Source organism: Streptomyces sp. CC53, assembly GCF_001865245.1.
Lineage (GTDB): Bacteria > Actinomycetota > Actinomycetes > Streptomycetales > Streptomycetaceae > Streptomyces.
The window spans coordinates 12924-29613 of record NZ_MKXB01000137.1 but is presented as its reverse complement, the minus strand read 5'-3'; the positions used below and the strand labels follow the sequence as shown (position 1 = coordinate 29613).

The 16690-nt window shown below is 72.7% G+C and carries 16 protein-coding genes; 12 read left to right on the top strand and 4 right to left on the bottom strand.

From position 1 onward, the window contains the following. Window positions 1-31: 31 nt before the first annotated feature. Entirely contained in the window at window positions 32-205 is a 174-nt protein-coding gene (locus BJP40_RS34240; protein WP_175499972.1) for a hypothetical protein, read from the bottom strand. A gap of 350 nt (window positions 206-555) precedes the next feature. On the opposite strand from BJP40_RS34240, the gene BJP40_RS12615 reads away from it, so the two are divergent. The 4 genes from BJP40_RS12615 to BJP40_RS34235 all read left to right on the top strand — a co-directional run bounded on the left by BJP40_RS12615 (window position 556) and on the right by BJP40_RS34235 (window position 4863). Continuing rightward, window positions 556-1209 (top strand): response regulator transcription factor, encoded by a 654-nt coding sequence (locus tag BJP40_RS12615; RefSeq protein WP_071269958.1) that lies wholly within the window; start codon window positions 556-558, stop codon window positions 1207-1209. A gap of 5 nt (window positions 1210-1214) precedes the next feature. After that, a complete protein-coding gene (locus BJP40_RS12610; protein ID WP_071280441.1) occupies window positions 1215-2450 on the top strand; it encodes a cell wall metabolism sensor histidine kinase WalK in 1236 nt (411 codons plus the stop codon). Between the two features lie 392 nt (window positions 2451-2842). Further along, on the top strand, window positions 2843-3139 hold the full coding sequence (locus tag BJP40_RS12605) for a DUF4193 domain-containing protein (protein ID WP_010471668.1): 297 nt from the start codon (window positions 2843-2845) through the stop codon (window positions 3137-3139). Window positions 3140-3726: 587 nt separating this feature from the next. Beyond that, window positions 3727-4863, top strand: a complete 1137-nt coding sequence (locus BJP40_RS34235) for a hypothetical protein (protein ID WP_371258633.1) — start codon at window positions 3727-3729, stop codon at window positions 4861-4863. 156 nt (window positions 4864-5019) lie between these two features. On the opposite strand, the gene BJP40_RS12595 is transcribed toward BJP40_RS34235, so the two are convergent. Further along, window positions 5020-5562, bottom strand: a complete 543-nt coding sequence (locus tag BJP40_RS12595; protein ID WP_079169432.1) for a DUF3093 domain-containing protein — start codon at window positions 5560-5562, stop codon at window positions 5020-5022. A 50-nt stretch (window positions 5563-5612) separates the two neighbouring features. On the opposite strand from BJP40_RS12595, the gene BJP40_RS12590 reads away from it, so the two are divergent. The 6 genes from BJP40_RS12590 to BJP40_RS12565 all read left to right on the top strand — a co-directional run bounded on the left by BJP40_RS12590 (window position 5613) and on the right by BJP40_RS12565 (window position 9941). Continuing rightward, window positions 5613-6197: a PaaI family thioesterase gene (locus tag BJP40_RS12590; RefSeq protein WP_107408048.1), complete on the top strand. Its 585-nt coding sequence runs from the start codon at window positions 5613-5615 to the stop codon at window positions 6195-6197. After that, a complete protein-coding gene (gene dut / locus BJP40_RS12585) occupies window positions 6197-6721 on the top strand; it encodes a dUTP diphosphatase (RefSeq protein WP_071270741.1) in 525 nt (174 codons plus the stop codon). Before BJP40_RS12590 ends, dut begins: the two co-directional genes overlap by 1 nt. Before the next feature lies 1 nt (window position 6722). Next, complete coding sequence (locus BJP40_RS12580) at window positions 6723-7508, top strand: DUF3710 domain-containing protein (RefSeq protein WP_071270738.1); 786 nt, start codon at window positions 6723-6725, stop codon at window positions 7506-7508. Between the two features lie 412 nt (window positions 7509-7920). Continuing rightward, window positions 7921-8610, top strand: coding sequence for a response regulator (locus BJP40_RS12575; RefSeq protein ID WP_071270735.1), 690 nt, complete (start codon window positions 7921-7923; stop codon window positions 8608-8610). Between the two features lie 89 nt (window positions 8611-8699). Then, window positions 8700-9104 (top strand): OB-fold nucleic acid binding domain-containing protein, encoded by a 405-nt coding sequence (locus BJP40_RS12570; RefSeq protein WP_071280440.1) that lies wholly within the window; start codon window positions 8700-8702, stop codon window positions 9102-9104. A 3-nt stretch (window positions 9105-9107) separates the two neighbouring features. Next, window positions 9108-9941 carry a DUF3159 domain-containing protein gene (locus BJP40_RS12565; protein ID WP_071280439.1) on the top strand — a complete coding sequence of 278 codons (834 nt, stop codon included), beginning with the start codon at window positions 9108-9110 and terminating at the stop codon, window positions 9939-9941. Between the two features lie 683 nt (window positions 9942-10624). Here BJP40_RS12565 and BJP40_RS12560 read toward each other — a convergent pair. Further along, window positions 10625-11287 carry a TrkA family potassium uptake protein gene (locus BJP40_RS12560; protein ID WP_071270726.1) on the bottom strand — a complete coding sequence of 221 codons (663 nt, stop codon included), beginning with the start codon at window positions 11285-11287 and terminating at the stop codon, window positions 10625-10627. Then, window positions 11287-11955, bottom strand: coding sequence for a TrkA family potassium uptake protein (locus tag BJP40_RS12555; protein WP_071270723.1), 669 nt, complete (start codon window positions 11953-11955; stop codon window positions 11287-11289). The genes BJP40_RS12560 and BJP40_RS12555 overlap by 1 nt, the downstream gene beginning before the upstream one ends. Window positions 11956-12109: 154 nt before the next feature. Between BJP40_RS12555 and BJP40_RS12550 the strand changes: the two genes are divergently transcribed. Together BJP40_RS12550 and BJP40_RS12545 are read left to right on the top strand one after the other, a co-directional pair. Further along, on the top strand, window positions 12110-14158 hold the full coding sequence (locus BJP40_RS12550) for an APC family permease (RefSeq protein ID WP_071280438.1): 2049 nt from the start codon (window positions 12110-12112) through the stop codon (window positions 14156-14158). A 134-nt stretch (window positions 14159-14292) separates the two neighbouring features. After that, window positions 14293-15621: a class I SAM-dependent RNA methyltransferase gene (locus BJP40_RS12545; RefSeq protein WP_071280437.1), complete on the top strand. Its 1329-nt coding sequence runs from the start codon at window positions 14293-14295 to the stop codon at window positions 15619-15621. Window positions 15622-16690: the final 1069 nt, after the last annotated feature.

The window sequence follows — 16690 nt, the reverse complement described above, 5'->3', positions numbered from 1 at the left end:
GCCCCCGCTCGCGGGCCGGGCCCGCCGCTGCTCAGGAACCGACCGAGGTGACCTCGACCCCGTGCTCGGCCGCCAGGCGGCGCAGGTCGTCGAGCTCGGCCTGCTCCACATCGACGAGGAACTCGTCCCCCGATGCGCGAGCGCGCGTCAGGTCACTCTCCGTGGCCCTTATGCGCTGCAGCAGTCCTGCGGTGAAAGCGTCCATGGTGCGCCCCCTCGTCATGGGTCGGCGGCACGGGGGTGTGCCGAGGGTGGTCCGATCACGCACAGCGCCTGACGGTCTCTGGGGGACAGAGCGGCCCGTGGCGTGCCACACACAGGGCGTGATCTCGGGTGTGCAGTCGTCCTCCCCCACGCGCTCCGCCGAGAAACCTCCGGAACCGGGCTCTGTCGCGATTGAGGGGTCCCGGCACCGGCCCCGGCGGCCGCCGCAGGCCCCCTTACTGCCGGTTTACGCGCGTAAGGGGCAGGATGGGCTGCGCACGCCCGACCCCGGGCGTGCCGAACTTGTCCGAAGACCTGCCCGCATCCGGGCCCGGAGGAAGGAACAGCGCCGTGCGCGTACTCGTCGTCGAGGACGAGCAGCTGCTCGCCGATGCGGTGGCGACCGGACTGCGCCGTGAGGCCATGGCGGTCGACGTCGTGTACGACGGGGCCGCCGCCCTGGAGCGGATCGGCGTCAACGACTACGACGTGGTCGTCCTGGACCGCGACCTGCCGCTGGTCCACGGCGACGACGTCTGCCGCAGGATCGTCGAGCTCGGCATGGCCACGCGGGTCCTGATGCTCACCGCCTCCGGGGACGTGAGCGACCGTGTGGAGGGCCTTGAGCTGGGTGCCGACGACTACCTGCCCAAGCCGTTCGCGTTCAGCGAGCTGACCGCCCGCGTACGGGCCCTCGGCCGCCGCACCACCGCCGCCCTGCCCCCCGTCCTGGAGCGGGCCGGCATCCGGCTCGACCCCAACCGCCGCGAGGTCTTCCGCGACGGCCGGGAGGTGCAGCTGGCGCCCAAGGAGTTCGCCGTCCTCGAAGTGCTCATGCGCAGCGAGGGCGCCGTCGTCTCCGCCGAGCAGCTGCTGGAGAAGGCATGGGACGAGAACACCGACCCCTTCACGAACGTCGTGCGGGTCACGGTGATGACGCTGCGCCGCAAGCTCGGCGAGCCGCCGGTGATCGTCACCGTGCCCGGCTCCGGGTACCGGATCTGACCGCCGTGGCCGGCACGTCACCACCGCGACCGGTGCCCCCGAAGCCCACCTGGGACCCCCGGGTCCAGGCCCGCCCGCTACTGAGGCCCACGATCCGCATACGGCTCACCCTCCTGTACGGCGGCATGTTCCTGATCGCGGGCATCCTGCTGCTGTCGATCATCTACCTGCTCACCGCGCAGGCCCTCCAGATCAGCGTCGGCGACCTGCCGTTCACGCTGGTGCGGGGCGACGTGGAGGCCACCACCAGCTGGTGCCGGCTGCCTCCCTCCCCGACCAGCGACCAGTACAACGTGGCCATGGCGGAGTGCCTCCAGCAGCAGCGGGACCTGGCCCTGGACGACCTGCTGCGGCGTTCCCTCTTCGCGCTGCTGGGCCTCAGCATCATCGCGTTCGCCTTCGGCTACGCCATGGCGGGCCGGGTGCTGTCCCCGCTCGGCCGGATCACCCGCACCGCCCGCCAGGTGGCCGGCTCCGACCTGAGCCGCCGCATCGAGCTGGACGGCCCCGACGACGAGCTGAAGGAGCTCGCCGACACCTTCGACGAGATGCTGGAGCGGCTGGAGCGGGCCTTCACGGCTCAGCAGCGGTTCGTCGCCAACGCCTCGCACGAGCTGCGCACGCCCCTGGCGATCAACCGCACCCTGCTGGAGGTGCACCTGTCCGACCCGGGCGCGCCGGTCGAGCTGCGCGAACTCGGCAAGACGCTGCTGGCCACCAACGAGCGCAGCGAGCAGCTCGTGGAGGGCCTGCTGCTGCTCGCCCGCAGTGACAACCAGATCGTCGAGCGCAAGCCCGTCGACCTGGCGGAGGTGGCGGCCCGGGCCATCGAGCAGGTGCGCGGGGAGGCCGACGACAAGGGCGTGGACCTGCGCGTGCGCACGGCCCCCGCGGTGGTCCAGGGCAACGGCGTGCTGCTGGAGCGCGTCGCCCTGAACCTGCTGCAGAACGCCGTGCGCTACAACGTGCCCGAGGACGGCCAGGTGGAGGTCACCACGGCCGTGGAGCAGGGCCAGGCCGTGCTGACCGTGTCGAACACCGGCCCGGTCGTCCCGGCGTACGAGATCGACAACCTCTTCGAGCCGTTCCGTCGGCTGCGCCAGGAGCGCACCGGCAGCGACCGCGGGGTCGGCCTGGGGCTGTCCATCGTGCGGTCCGTGACCCGCGCCCACGGGGGCAGGATCACCGCCGAGCCGCGGCCCGGCGGCGGGCTTGTGATGCGCGTCACTCTGCCCCTCTGACACCGGCCTGGAGGGCACGGCTGTTCGCTGTACGCGGAATTTTTCCGGAACGACCGAGACCCTCCCCTGTGTGATCGATCACAACAGCGTACTGTCAGATGATCACCCTACGTGACCGATCTTCGCCCCGGAAAACCATGAAAAGTCCGAGTTTTTAGGGGTGGAGATTACGGGAAGTACACGGGGTGGTGCCTGTGCGGCGCGCGGTCCCGACCGTGTACGGTCCCGTTCGCCACCCAAACCGGATCACTCGTGAGGGGCCCGGTTGGGTGTCGATTGAGTAACAGACCTTGATGTGAGGCAAAATCTCCGCCTCAGGTCGGGCACAAGTCCGGCCTCTCACGCGTTACGTGCGCTGGAGACACCGCAAACACCCAGAGGGGGAGAGTGACATGGCTACGGACTACGACACCCCACGCAAGACCGATGACGACGTCGACCAGGACAGTCTCGAAGAGCTGAAGGCCCGGCGGAACGACAAGTCGACCTCCGCGGTCGACGTCGACGAGTTCGAGGCGGCAGAGGGCCTGGAGCTTCCGGGCGCCGACCTCTCCAACGAGGAGCTGGCCGTCCGGGTCCTGCCGAAGCAGGCCGACGAGTTCACCTGCATGAGCTGCTTCCTGGTGCACCACCGCAGCCAGCTCGCCCGGGAGAAGAACGGCCAGCCGATCTGCCGGGACTGCGACTGAGGTCGGTCGGCCCGTTGGCAGGCGACGTCCCGAACCGGAAACGGCGCTTCCGGCTCCCAGGGAAGCCTGGCAAGCCGGAGGCAGCCCATCAGGGCGGCACAGGCCCGGGGCAGGGCGCCCAGAAGGCGCCCACCGAGCATCCCGCCCCCCTGCCCTCCCCCGACGCACGTGACCCCGAGCGAGGCCTTACGGCCTCGCTCGAAGCAGGTACGGGTGCCGTGCCCCCCGCGGGGCCGGCGCACGCGGACCAGGGGCCCGACGGGCTCCCGCACGCACAGAACACCCTCAGCGGGCCCGGGCAGCAGCCCGCGGGCAACCCCTGCCGCCCGCACCGCACCCGGAAGCCGGACGCATCCCGGGAGGACCGATCCGTGCACAGCGCCGACGCCCCCGAGCCCGCCGGTCGGGCGGGCAACGCCCACGGGCACACCGACGGACCGCACCACGCACAGCCGTGGCAGACCACCGGAGCCGCCCGGACCCACGGGGAGCCGCAGCCCGGCGACGGACCCGCCGGAACCCCCGACGGCAGCCGCCCGCCGCACGACGCGCAGACCCCGGCCGACGGAGCCCCGGAGGACGCCGCGATGGCCCGTGAGCCGGACCACACCGCGCACAGCACCGACGACGGGCGCACCGCCCCGCCCCCGAACGACCCGCCACGCCGCGGCGGACGCGCGGGACGGCTCCTCGGCCGCCGACGCACCCGCCCGGACGCCGCCCCCCACGAGACCGGTACCTCCGCCCCCGCCGCGGGCCCCGCGTCCGGTGGCCCGGACACAGGCGACCACCCGGCCCCGACGCCCGGCGCACAGCACACCGGGACCACCGCCGACACGCATGAGGCGCAGGACGCTGCGGCCGGCCCCGACGCGTCCCGCGCGGACGGCGCCCTCGCCGCCCGGGAGACGGCCGCCGCCCCCGCCGACGGCCACCGCACGGTCCGCGCGCGCGGAGCGGACGCCGTCCGGCGCGGCCTGCAGAGGAGCGCCCAGAGCGCCCGCACCGGAGTCGGCCACGTCGCCGACCGGATCATCGACCTCGCCCCGCGCATCCCCGTAAGAGACCTCGCCACCCTCCGTCGGCAGTTCCCCGGCCTCGGCCCCGAGGAGCTCGCCGACAAGCTGATCGCCGGTGCCGCCGCCGCCACCGCGACCGTGGGCGCCGGCGTCGGGGCAGCCGCGATGCTCCCGGTGCCGCCCGCGATGCCCGCGGAGCTGGCAGCGGAGATCACCGGTGTCGCCGCCATCGAGATCAAGCTCATCGCCGAGCTCCACGAGGTGTACGGGCTGCGCCCGCCGGGCACCCTGCGGCAGCGGTCCCTGGCGTACCTGACCTCCTGGACGGAGGAGCGCGGCATCGACGTCACGAAGCCCGCCTCCGTGAACGCCGCGTTCGGCGGCCGGATGAAGCGCGAACTGCGCCAGCAGGTCATGAAGCGGACCGTCCGCAACCTGCCGAACCTGATGCCGTTCCTCGTCGGCGCCGCCGTGGGCGCCGTCATGAACCGCCGCGACACCAGGAAGCTCGCCGAGCGAGTCCGAGGCGACCTGCGGACCCGGCGCGTGCCCTGGGAGGCCCTGCGGGCCCTGCCGCCCCTCGAACAGCCCGCGGACCCCCTGGACCCGATGGGGCAGATCCCCGGACACCAGCTCCCCGGCACCCGGAAGCCGCTCGCCCTGGAGTCACCCGGCCACCACGACCCGAGCCCGGAAGACGCCTGACGCCGCCGCCTGGCCCCGGGCCGGGCGGCAGGGGGCCGGAGCAGACAGGTGGTCGACGGCCCGGCGGGCGAGAGGCGGCCGTGCGGTGCCGCCGCCCGGGCGGGCGACGCATGCGCTCGCCGGAGAGCACCGACGCCCGGGGACGCCCGGGAGCGGCTAGTCCTCGGAGGGGGCCGCAGAAGCCGAGAGCTGCCGGAGGGCGGCTGCCAGCCGCTCCGGGGCGCGCGTGGACACGTACACGTAGGGAGTCGGGTCCTCCGGATCGGTGACCGGCACCCGCACCGCCGTCGGCACGTAGCTGCGCAGCAGCATGAACGCCCGCGGGTCCGCGCGGTGCGTCCGCCAGGCCCGCGCCTCCTCCACGTCCAGCGCCTCCGGTTCGCCCAGGGCCGCCGCCGGAATCCGGGCGCCCCCCGCGACCAGGGAACCCGCCACCACACGGACCCGCGCCGAGCCGTACGCGCTCACCGCGGCGGCGGCCACCGCGCCCGCCGCGATCACCGCGGCCAACGCCGGCACGGGCCCCAGCGGCAGCACCACCAGCCCACCGGAGAGCCCCAGCAGCGCGGCGATCACCCACCACGCGCGTGGAGCGGTGAGGCGTTCGTCGTACGAGGCGGGGCCCAGGGCGGCGGCCTGCGCGCCGGGCGGCGCGGCGTCCTGGTCCTGCGGAGCGGAGGCACGGTCGGAAGGCTGCATGCCCTCAAGGTTGGCACGGTGAGGACCAGGGGCCGCCGCGCGGGTAAGGTCTGGTGGCTGTGAGCACTGCACTGACGCCCCCCGCGGACGCCGTACCGCCGGTACGGCACCCCGACGCGCCCGCACCCGGTGAGCTCCTCGGGTCCCACTACGCCCACTGCTTCGGCTGCGGCGGCGAGCAGCCGCACGGCCTCCACCTGGAGGCCCGGGCGGACGAGGGCGTCGCCGTCACCGCCGAGTTCACCGTCACCGCCGACCACCAGGGCGCTCCCGGCCTCGCGCACGGCGGTGTCCTCGCCACCGCACTGGACGAGACCCTGGGCTCCCTGGGCTGGCTCCTGCGGGTCATCGCCGTGACCGGCAGGCTGGAGACCGACTTCGTGACGCCCGTGCCCGTGGGGTCCGTGCTCCACCTGGAGGCCCGGGTCACCGCCGTACACGGCCGCAAGATCTACTCCACGGCCACCGGACGGATCGGCGGCCCCGACGGTCCCGTCGCCGTCCGCGCCGACGCCCTGTTCATCGAGGTCAAGGTCGACCACTTCATCGACAACGGCAGGACCGAGGAGATCCAGGCGGTCATGGCCGATCCCGACCAGGTCCGCCGGGCCCGCGCCTTCGAGGTGAACCCCTGATGTCCCCGTCCCCCCGCACCCCCGTCGACGTGCTCATCCGGCGCCTGGACCCCGACGTGCCGCTGCCCGGCTACGCGCACCCCGGTGACGCCGGCGTCGACCTCGTCACGACCGAGGCGGCCGACCTCGGCCCCGGAGAACGCGCCGTCCTGCCGACCGGGGTGTCCATCGCCCTCCCGGACGGGTACGCGGCCTTCGTACATCCGCGCTCCGGACTGGCCGCCCGCTGCGGGGTCGCCCTGGTGAATGCCCCGGGGACGGTCGATGCCGGGTACCGTGGAGAGATCAAGGTGATCGTGGTGAACCTGGACCCGCGCGAGAGCGTACGGTTCGAGCGGTTCGACCGGATCGCCCAAATGGTCGTTCAGCAAGTCGAGAAGGTCCGCTTCCACGAGGTGGCGGAGCTTCCCGGCTCGGCACGGGCCGAGGGGGGCTTCGGGTCCACTGGCGGTCACGCCGCCGTGGAGGGCTGGACGGGTGGGAACCCATACGCTGCGGTCGTATCCGACCGGGAAGGACAGTGACGTGTTCGGACGTCGCAAGAAGGGCCGTGCCGCCGACACCGCGGCGAGCGAGGCCGAGCAGGTCGATGCCGCTGTCGACACGACCGACAGCGCCGAGGATGTGGACGAGGACGAGGCCGGCACGGGCCGGCGGCGGATGAACCTGCCGCCCGCCCCCCGCCCCGACGGCCCCTGGGACGTCTCCGAGGTCGCCAAGCCCGGTGACGGCCGGGTCGACCTGGGCGGCGTCTTCGTGCCCGGCGTCGAGGGCATGGAGCTGCGCGTGGAGGTCGCCGGTGACGCGATCGTCGCGGCCACCGTCGTCCTCAGCGACAGCGCGATCCAGCTCCAGGCCTTCGCGGCGCCCAAGAACGAGGGCATCTGGGGCGAGGTCCGCGACGAGATCGCCTCCGGCATCACCCAGCAGGGCGGTGTCATCGACGAGGTCGAGGGCCCCCTCGGCTGGGAGCTGCGCGCGCAGGTCCCGGTCCAGCTGCCCGACGGCACCGGCGGGGTGCAACTCGTGCGCTTCGTGGGCGTGGACGGCCCGCGCTGGTTCCTGCGGGGCGTCATCTCCGGCCAGGGCGCGGTCCAGCCGCAGGCCGCGGGGCTGCTGGAGCAGATCTTCCGGGACACCGTGGTCGTCCGCGGCGAAGGCCCGATGGCCCCCCGCGACCCGATCGTCCTCAAGCTGCCCAACGACGCCCAGATGGTGCCCGAGGGCATCCAGTCGGACGCGCAGGGCTCCCGGTTCTCCGGTGACATGGGACAGCTGCAGCGCGGCCCCGAGATCACCGAGGTCCGCTGACCCCGACGACACCACGGAGGCCCTCGGCCCGGGAGGCACCCCCGGCCGCGGGCCTCTGCGGCGCTGTGGCCCCGGGGACCTGCGCCCCTGCCCCCTGCGCGGGCTGCCGCCGGTGCTCCCGTACGGGTGACACCGGTCCCGCCCCCCGCGGCGCCCGCACGGGCTGCCCCAGGGGAGCCGGACCTGGCCCCGGTGGGCAGACGCCGTGCCCGGGTCCCGCGCGGGGCTGCCGCGCGGGGTCCGCGTGTCAGAATCCCGTCAATACCGTCGAGGAAGCCGCACCTGCGGCCGAATCGGTCCGAGTGTCGGCCGTAAGGTCGACGCTGCGCCGCCGGCGGTGCCGTGGCTCCAGCACAATGAGGCCACGGGACGCGGCGGGCGCCCAAGGGACCGAGAGAAAGCAGGCCACCTCATGACACGGGTGCTCGTGGTCGACGACGAGCCGCAGATCGTACGCGCCCTCGTGATCAACCTGAAGGCACGCAAGTACGAGGTCGACGCCGCACCCGACGGGGCGACCGCACTGAACCTGGCGGCCGGACGCCACCCCGACGTGGTCATCCTCGACCTGGGCCTGCCCGACATGGACGGCGTGGACGTGATCCGGGGGCTCCGCGGCTGGACCCGCGTGCCCATACTCGTGCTCTCCGCCCGCCACACCTCCGACGAGAAGGTCGAGGCCCTCGACGCGGGCGCCGACGACTACGTCACCAAGCCGTTCGGCATGGACGAGCTGCTGGCCAGGCTGCGGGCCGCCGTCCGCCGGGCGGAACCCGTCGGCGGCAACGGCGACGAGGGACTCGTCGTCGTCGAGACCGGTTCGTTCACCGTCGACCTCGCGGCGAAGAAGGTCCACCGCGACGGCAAGGACGTGCGGCTCACCCCCACGGAGTGGCACCTGCTCGAAGTGCTGGTCCGCAACAGCGGGCGGCTCGTCAGCCAGAAGCAGCTGCTGCAGGAGGTGTGGGGCCCCTCGTACGGCACCGAGACCAACTACCTGCGCGTCTACATGGCCCAGCTGCGCCGCAAGCTGGAGAAGGACCCCTCGCACCCCGAGCACTTCGTCACGGAACCGGGCATGGGGTACCGCTTCGAACGGTGAACCGCCGAGCCGCCCCCGCAGCACCTCCCGGGCGGCGGCGCCACCGCTGGAGCCGAACGGGTGAAAGCAGCGGCCGGTAGGCTTTCGGTATGAGTGCTGCACCGCGTACAGGCAGGCCCGTGGAGCGGGGGCCCCTGCGCCGCCTGCTGGACCGGCTGTCCGGTCCGCAGGCCCGACCGGACACCGACGCGTCCGGCGACGACACGGCGACGACGGGCTGCACCAGGATCTGCGACTGCGGCGACCGGCAGATCGTCAAGGTCACTGGTACCTTGCGGACGGTCACCCTGCGCCCGCGGGCCGGCGTGCCGGCGTTGGAGGCCGAGCTCTACGACGGCACGGCCCCCCTCGACGTGGTGTGGCTCGGCCGGCGCGAGATCGTCGGCATAGAGCCGGGCCGGAAGCTCGTCGCCTCGGGCCGGATCTGCATCAGCCAGGGCCGCAGGGTCCTCTTCAATCCGAAATACGAACTCCGACCGCTCGGACGGGAGTAGCCGGTGACGTCACTCGACAAGCCGACCACCGCACAGGACGGCACACGCCCCCACCACGGGCAGGCCCCCCACGACGCCGGGCCCGACGCCGACACCGTGGCCGCTGCCGGAGCCGACGGGGCCGACAGCACCAAGGCGATGACCGAAGCCGCCCTGTTCGACGCCTTCGGCGGCCTGCGGGGCATGGTGGAGACCGTCCTGCCCGGGCTCCTCTTCGTCACGATCTACACGATCAACAAGGACCTGCACGCCTCCGCGTTCGCGGCCCTCGGCGTGTCCCTCCTGCTCGTCGTCTTCCGGCTGATCCGCCGCGACACGGTCAAGCACGCGTTCAGCGGCGTGTTCGGGGTGGCCTTCGGCGTGGTCTTCGCGATGATGACCGGCGACGCGAAGGACTTCTACCTGCCCGGCATGCTGTACACGCTCGGCCTGGGCGTCGCGTACATCGCCACGACCCTCGCGGGAGTCCCGCTCATCGGGCTGATCCTCGGCCCGATCTTCAAGGAGAACCTCTCCTGGCGCACCCGCAACCCCGGCCGCAAGAAGGCGTACGCCAAGGCCAGCTACGCCTGGGGTCTGATCCTGCTCGGCAAGTGCGCGATCCTCTTCCCGCTCTACTGGTGGGCGGACACCACCCAGCTCGGCTGGGTGCTGGTCGCACTCAAGATCCCGCCGTTCCTGCTCGCGGTCTACCTCACCTGGGTCTTCCTCGCCAAGGCGCCGCCGCCGATCGACGTCTTCGCCGATATGGAGGCGGAGGAACAGGCCGAGCGGGAACGCGCGGCCGCCGCGGCGAACGGCACCACCGCCGGCCCGCCCCACGAACGCGAGGTGTGACGCACCCTCCTCCCGAGGGCCTGCCCGCTCCCGGCCCACCCGGCTCCACCCCGGGGCGGGCCGCGCGCGGCGTCCCGGTGACCCCCGCGACTCCCGGAGGCCCGCGTACCGCCTGCCCGCGGCGCGGTGACTGCCGCCCGGCAGGGCGCGTGCGCGGCCCCGCGGGACCACCCCGCCGGGGCGGGCGCGCACAGCACGCGACAGCTCCCGCGGCGGTGGGGGAGACCCGGCCACACCGGTCGGTGCGGGGCGGAGGCGCGCCCCGACCGCGGCGGCCGGTGCACGGCGGGACGGTCCGACTCCGTCCGCACGCTCTGCGACGAGGCCCCTCGACCCGGCCCCCGGAGGGCGGCGGGGCGGTGCGACCGCGGCCACCGGAACGCGTCGGAACAACTCGACGGCAGCGACGGCAGCGACGGCTGTACGGCGGGACCGGCTGACTTCGTGCGCCGGAGGGCGGCAGGGCGGACCGAACCCGGCCGGAGCATACGAGCGGCGGGCTCGGACGCCGCAGGGGCGGCCCGTCGCGGCCGCAGGACCCGCGTACCCGCCCGTCGCGCCCCGACGGCCCGCCCCGTGACCAGGCATCGGCGGGCCGGCGCGACCACCCCGCCGGCCCCGTGGCCTCGACCGCGGGCGCCCCGCCCACGGCCGGCGGGCCCACGCACCGCCCGGAGGTGCGTCTACTGCCGTACGGACAGCAGTTCCTCCAACTCCTCCTCACGGGCCTGCGCCGCCACGAACAGCAGTTCGTCGCCGGGTTCCAGGGTCTCCTCCGGGGTCGGCGTCAGCACCCGCGAGCCGCGGATGATCGTCACCAGCGACGTGTCCTGCGGCCAGTCCACGTCCCCCACCTGCGTCCCGGCCAGACCCGACTCAGGCGGCAGCGTCAGCTCCACGAGGTTCGCGTCGCCGTGGCTGAAGCGCAGCAGCCGCACCAGGTCGCCGACGCTCACCGCCTCCTCCACCAGGGCCGACATCAGACGCGGCGTCGACACCGCCACGTCCACGCCCCACGCCTCGGTGAACAGCCACTCGTTCTTCGGGTTGTTGACCCGGGCCACCACCCGGGGCACCCCGTACTCCGTCTTGGCGAGCAGCGACACGACCAGGTTCACCTTGTCGTCGCCGGTCGCCGCGATGACCACGTTGCAGCGCTCCAGCGCCGCCTCGTCGAGCGACGTGATCTCGCACGCGTCGGCCAGCAGCCACTCCGCGAGCGGCACCCGCTCCACCGAGATCGCCGTCGGCGCCTTGTCGATGAGCAGCACCTCGTGCCCGTTCTCCAGGAGCTCCCCCGCGATGGACCGGCCCACCGCCCCCGCGCCCGCGATCGCGACCCGCATCACTGACCACCCTCCTCGGGACCGCGGGCGAACGCCGCCTCGACCTTCTCGACCTCGTCCGTGCGCATCATCACGTGCACCAGGTCACCCTCCTGCAGCACGGTCTGCGAGCTCGGCAGCACCGCCTCACCCAGCCGCGTCAGGAACGCCACCCGCACGCCCGTCTCCTCCTGGAGCCGGCTCACCTTGTGGCCGATCCAGGCAGGCGACGTGTGCACCTCCGCGAGCTGCACACCGCCGCTCGGATCCCGCCACAGCGCCTCGGCCCCCGACGGCAGCAGCCGCCGCAGCATCTGGTCGGCGGTCCAGCGGACCGTGGCCACCGTGGGGATGCCCAGCCGCTGGTAGACCTCCGCCCGCCGCGGATCGTAGATCCGGGCCGCGACGTTCTCGATGCCGAACATCTCCCGCGCCACCCGCGCGGCGATGATGTTGGAGTTGTCGCCGCTGCTCACCGCGGCGAACGCGCCCGCCTCCTCGATGCCCGCCTCGCGCAGGGTGTCCTGATCGAAGCCCACCCCCGTCACCCGGCGCCCGCCGAAACCGGCGCCCAGACGCCGGAAGGCCCGCGGCTCCTGGTCGATGACGGCGATCGTGTGTCCCTGCCGCTCCAGGGTCTGAGCGAGCGCAGCACCGACGCGCCCGCACCCCATGATCACAATGTGCACGTTGGCCTACCCCTGTTGACCTGCGGAAACACCCTGCTCACTCTTCTTTCTCAGTCCGCGCGGAGACACCGCCGACCGTGATCCGACTCGTGACGAGCTTATGCCCGGCAACCGGCCGGAGCCTGGCCCGAATCCACCGCTTAGGATTCCCCGGGTGTCCAAACTGACCGACGCGCCCAAACGGATCCTCATCGGCCGGGCCCTGCGGAGCGACAGGCTGGCAGAGACCCTGCTGCCGAAGCGGATCGCCCTCCCCGTCTTCGCCTCCGACCCCCTGTCGTCAGTGGCGTACGCACCGGGCGAGGTCCTCCTCGTCCTGTCCGTCGCCGGCGCGTCCGCGTACGTCTACAGCCCGTGGATCGCTGCCGCCGTCGTCGTCCTGATGGGCACCGTCGTCGCCTCGTACCGGCAGAACGTGCGCGCCTACCCCAGCGGCGGCGGGGACTACGAGGTCGCGCAGACCAACCTCGGGCCGAAGGCCGGCCTCGGCGTGGCGAGCGCCCTCCTCGTCGACTACGTCCTGACCGTCGCCGTGTCCATCTCCGCCGGCGTGGAGAACCTCGGCTCCGCCGTCCCCTTCGTCGTGGAGCACAAGACGGCGTCCGCCATCGCCGTCATCGTGCTGCTCACCCTCATGAACCTCCGCGGCGTCAAGGAGTCCGGCCGCCTCTTCGCCGTCCCCACCTACGTCTTCGTGGCCGGGGTCTTCGCCCTCATCGCCTGGGGCGCCTTCCGCGGCCTCGTCCTCGGCGACACCATGCGGGCGCCCACCGCCGACCTGGAGATCCGACCCGAGCACCAGGGCCTCGCCGGACTCGCCCTCTGCTTCCTGCTGCTGCGCGCCTTCTCCTCCGGCTGCGCCGCGCTCACCGGCGTCGAGGCGATCAGCAACGGCGTCCCCGCCTTCCGCAAGCCGAAGAGCCGCAACGCCGCGACCACCCTCGCCCTCATGGGCGGCCTCGCCGCCACCATGTTCTGCGGCATCATCGCCCTCGCCCTCGCCACCGGCGTCACGATGGCCGAGCACCCGGCGCAGGACCTCCTGCGCGACGGCGAACCGGTCGGCACCGGCTACGTGCAGGACCCGGTGATCTCCCAGGTCGCCGCAGCGGTCTTCGGCGACCACAGCGTCCCCTTCCTGCTGCTGGCCGCCGCGACCGCGCTGGTGCTGTTCCTCGCCGCGAACACCGCGTACAACGGCTTCCCGCTCCTCGGCTCGATCCTCGCGCAGGACCGCTACCTGCCCCGCCAGCTCCACACCCGCGGCGACCGCCTCGCCTTCTCCAACGGCATCGTGCTGCTCGCGGGCGCCGCCGCCGCGCTCGTGTACGCGTACGGGGCGGACTCCACCCGCCTCATCCAGCTGTACATCGTCGGTGTCTTCGTCTCCTTCACCCTGAGCCAGACCGGCATGGTGCGGCACTGGAACCGCCTCCTGCGCACCGGGCCCGACCGGGCGCGGCGCAGGCGCATGCTCCGCTCCAGGGCGATCAACACCCTCGGCGCGGCCCTCACCGGACTCGTCCTCGCCGTGGTGCTGATCACCAAGTTCGAGCACGGAGCCTGGGTGTCCCTCGTCGGCATGGCGGTCTTCTACGTGACGATGCACGCGATCCGGATCCACTACGACCGGGTGGCGGAGGAACTGGCCGCACCCGACGGCCCCAGCGAGGACAGCCTGCGTCCCGCCCGCGTCCACTCCCTCGTCCTCGTCTCCAAGATCCACCGCCCCACGCTCCGCGCGCTCGCCTACGCCCAGCTGATGCGCTCCGACACCCTGGAGGCGCTCACCGTCAACGTCGACCCGGAGGAGACCCGGGCGCTGCGCGACGAGTGGGAGCGGCGCGCCGTCAACGTGCCGCTGAAAGTCCTGGACTCCCCGTACCGCGAGGTCACCCGCCCCGTCGTCGACTACGTCAAGCGGCTGCGCCGCGAGAGCCCGCGCGATGTCGTCAGCGTGATCATCCCCGAGTACGTCGTCGGCCACTGGTACGAGCAACTGCTGCACAACCAGAGCGCGTTGCGCCTCAAAGGCAGGCTGCTGTTCACCCCGGGCGTCATGGTCACCTCGGTGCCGTACCAGCTGCGCTCCTCCGAGCTGGCGAAGCAGCGCGCCCACAAGAACCAGGACTGGAACGCGCCGGGCTCGGTGCGCCGCGGCCCCCTCGACGGCTCGGGGGAAGCCCGGTCGGGCGCGGAGTGACCCGCGGCCCCCGTAGACTGGTGGGCTGTCGTCCCCTCACCCGTGGGCCGTAGCCCCCGACCCCGGGGCGGTAGCCCCTGACCCGTGTGCTGTCGCCCCTCCCGCACCCCTACTCTCCCTGGAGTCACCCCGCCATGCCGAACGCACCCGAGTCCTCGCTGGTCGGGGAGGAGTACGAGGTCGAGGTCGGCCCCGTCGCGCATGGCGGCCACTGCATCGCCCGCACCGCGGAGGGCCGCGTCCTGTTCGTACGGCACACGCTGCCGGGCGAACGCGTGGTCGCCCGGGTCACCGAGGGCGAAGCGGGCTCCCGCTTCCTGCGGGCCGACGCGGTCAGGATCCTCGACGCGTCCAAGGACCGCATCGAGGCGCCGTGCCGCTTCGCGGGCCCCGGCCGCTGCGGCGGCTGCGACTGGCAGCACGCCAAGCCCGGCGCCCAGCGCCGCCTGAAGGCTGACGTCATCGCCGAGCAGCTGCAGCGGCTGGCGGGCCTCACCCCGCAGGAGGCCGGCTGGGACGGCACGGTCGTGCCCGCCGAGGGCGACAAGCTGCCCGCCGGCGAGGTCCCGCAGTGGCGCACCCGCGTCCAGTACGCCATCGACCCCGGCGGCCGCGTCGGCCTGCGCCGCCACCGCTCCCACGAGGTCGAGCCGATCGACCACTGCATGATCGCCGCGCCGGGCGTGACGGAACTGGGCATCGAGAAGCGCCAGTGGCCCGGCATGGCGACCGTGGAGGCCATCGCCGCGACCGGCTCCCAGGACCGCCAGGTCGTCCTCACCCCCCGCCCCGGGGCCCGCCTGCCCCTGGTGGAGCTGGACCGGCCGGTGTCGGTCCTCCGCGTCTCGGAGAAGGACGGCAGCGTCCACCGCGTCCACGGCCGCCCCTTCGTCCGTGAGCGCGCCGACGACCGCACCCACCGCGTCGGCAACGGCGGCTTCTGGCAGGTCCACCCGAAGGCCGCCGACACCCTCGTCCGCGCCGTCATGCAGGGCCTCCTCCCGCGCAAGGGCGACACGGCCCTGGACCTCTACTGCGGCGCCGGCCTCTTCGCCGGCGCCCTCGCCGACCGGGTCGGCGAGAAGGGCGCGGTCCTCGGCATCGAGTCCGGCAAGCGCGCGGTCGACGACGCCCGCCACAACCTCGCGGACTTCCCCCGCGTCCGCATCGAACAGGGCAAGGTCGAGTCGGTCCTGCCCCGCACCGGCATCACCGAGGTCGACCTCGTCGTCCTGGACCCGCCGCGCGCAGGCGCCGGCAAGCAGACCGTCCACCACCTGGCCGGCCTCGCCCCCCGCCGCATCGCCTACGTCGCCTGCGACCCCGCCGCCCTCGCCCGCGACCTCGCGTACTTCGCAGACGCCGGCTACCGGGTGCGCACGCTGCGGGCGTTCGACCTGTTCCCGATGACGCATCATGTCGAGTGCGTCGCGATCCTTGAGCCCGCTGGGAAGGGTCGCTGACCTGCGGTTTCGTCGAGTGTGCATTATGTGCGCTGTGGGCGTTACGGGCGATATCTTGACGCATGAGCGACGCACGTGACGCACGTATGACGCACGGTTGGCGTACTTTCTGATGAGGTATCAGGTGCTGAAAGCCGCCTCACCCTCTGGGTAACCGGAGGGGCAGAGGTGGCTCTCATGCGTTGAAAGGGCTCGTCGGTGCGGACCGGGGTGCCGGTCGCGGAGCCGCTGAGCCGGAGGCCGTGGGAGCCGCACTGCGTGGTGCCCAGAGATTGGGTGCTGATGGTCCCTTGGCTCATTCGCTTGCCCGGTGGGGGTGGCGAATAGCGGACCCCGCTTCCTGTCGCCGACGGCCGCTTGAATGGTGGCGATCCCGGTCGACAGGCGGGCGCCATTGCTGCCGCGATGGTGCTGTCGCTGGGAGAGGCAGAGCTAGTGGACGGACGGGTGCCGATCTTCATGATGCAGATACGGCCGTGATGGTGCTGCGGCCTGGACCGCAGAGTTGGGCCGGAGGTGCTCGTCGTAGCGCTGATCCACAGTCTTGCCGCGATGGTGCTGCAGTTCCGTACTGCAGAGGTAGCAGTTCCGGCGTCACAGCCATTGCGTAGGCCGGGCAGCCGCGATGGTGGTGCGGTACGAAACCGCAGAGGCAGCTTGGCTTCGGTGAGCTGCGCGACCACCAGGTGGTTGCCGCGAAGGTGCTGTGGCAAATGGCCGCAGAGGCAGGGGATGACGACGCTCGATATTTGTAACCCTAAACGCCCGTGATGATGTCGCGGGCGCATGACCGCGAAGGTGAGGACTACTTGTTCGTGGACGAAGCGCGCAGTACAAGCTCTGGTGGTGCTGCGTTCGAGGTCGCGGAGGCCGCGCCGGCATAGATGGCATGTGGGGTGCCGCCACCAAGCCGCGATGACGCTGCAGCACATGATCGCAGGGGAGGCCGACGATTGGTAGCGCGATCCTCAAGATGAGGATGCCGTGACGGTGCTGTGGCAATCGGTCACAGAGATGGGAGATGGCGACGCTCGATACGTGCGACCCTAAACGCCCGTGATGGTGCTGT